The sequence below is a fragment of the Lichenibacterium ramalinae genome, from assembly GCF_004137085.1.
Classification (GTDB): Bacteria; Pseudomonadota; Alphaproteobacteria; order Rhizobiales; family Beijerinckiaceae; genus Lichenihabitans; species Lichenihabitans ramalinae.
Genome location: NZ_QYBC01000063.1, coordinates 1 through 1,424, shown reverse-complemented (window position 1 = coordinate 1,424; position 1,424 = coordinate 1). Strand labels below are relative to the sequence as shown.

Here is a 1,424-nt window from a genome sequence, read left to right as displayed (position 1 = left end):
GTAACTACCCACGGGGTCGCGTGAGATCGGCGTCGTCGGAAGGGGTCCGTCGAGGTGCAACGAGGACTTGCGTGTCCTGTTGATGGGTGATTCCCTGGCGGCATGAGCCGCGGTGATCTCGAGCGCTTGAGCAAGGACGAACTGATCGAACTGGTGCTGAAGCTACAGCGCCCGGCCAAGACGTCGCGCACGTCGTCTAAGCCGCCCTCGACCGACCGCAAGGAACGCCGCGAGCAGTCCAGGCCCGGGGGCGCAAAGCCCGGCCACGAAGGCCACAGCCGGGTCGCCGCCGAAGATCCTGATACGGTTGTCGATCACCGTCCGACCGAGTGCCCCGACTGCGGGCTGGCGTTGTCGCCCGATCTGGCTGTCGAGACGGTCAGCGTGCACGAGCACATCGAGCTGCCAGAGGTGAAGCCCGTCGTCGAGCAGCACCGGCGCTTGGCCGTGGTGTGCCCAGGATGCCGGGCGCATGTGGCGGCGCCGCGGCGGGCGGAGGCTGCGGCTTCGCCGTTCGGCCCGCGCCTGCACGCCACGGCCGTGTACCTGAAGACGTTCCAGGCCCTGTCCTACGAGCGCTTGCAGAAGGCTCTCTTCGACCTGTTCGGCCTGCGCATCAGCCAGGGCGGGCTGACCAACATGCTGCGCCGGGCCGAAACGCGCTTCGACGCCGGGCGCGACGCAGCGCTGTCGAGGCTGCGACGCGCCACCGTGGTGGCGTCCGACGAGACCGGCGTGCGCATCGAGGGCACGAACTCGTATCATTGGGTTTTCCGCTGCGAGGAAGCGGTGGTGCATCATGCCGCTCCGACGCGGGGCGCGTGCGTGGTGCACGAGATCATGGACGGGCATCGGCCGGCCGTGTGGCTGTCGGACCGCTACTCCGCCCAACAAGGGCATGCCGACCGCCAGCAGACCTGCCTGGCGCACCTCGCTCGCGACGTCGCCTACGCTCTCGACGCCGGCGACGACACCCTCGCCCTGCGGCTGAAGCTGTGGCTCGACGGAGCCTTCGCCCTGGCACGAACCATCACCACGTCGGCGCCCTCCACGGTGACCACCAAGCGCCGCAAGCTGGAACGCTCCCTCGGCGACATCCTCGCCGCCCCGGCCACCTGCGACCTGGCGCGCGACATCCAGAACCGGATGCGCCGCGCCCGCGACCAGCTTCTGACTTTCGCGTCCTTCCCCGGGCGGGTCGAGCCAACCAACAATGCCTGCGAGCGCGACCTACGGCCCGCCGTGATCCAGCGCAAGAACACCAACGGCTATCGCGCCATGTGGTCCGCCAAGGGCGAAGCCGCCGTGCGCACCGTGGTGGCCACGGCTCGCATCACCTCGGATGCGAGCACCTTCAGCACCGTGCTGGGCACCATCGGCGCCTAACAGCCCTCAGCCGACCTGCGCACCCCCTGGGTAGTTAC

At 69.2% G+C, this 1,424-nt stretch carries 1 protein-coding gene; it reads left to right on the top strand.

Features of this window, described 5'->3' with window-relative positions; genetic code table 11:
- The first annotated feature begins 102 nt into the window (after window positions 1-102).
- Entirely contained in the window at window positions 103-1,386 is a 1,284-nt protein-coding gene (gene tnpC / locus D3272_RS27010) for an IS66 family transposase (RefSeq protein WP_129222327.1), read from the top strand.
- The last annotated feature ends 38 nt before the right edge of the window (window positions 1,387-1,424 follow it).

Coding starts and splice junctions, on each gene's coding strand:
- tnpC (WP_129222327.1), top strand. CDS start 103: ATGAGCCGCGGTGATCTCGAGCGCTTGAGCAAGGACGAACTGATCGAA.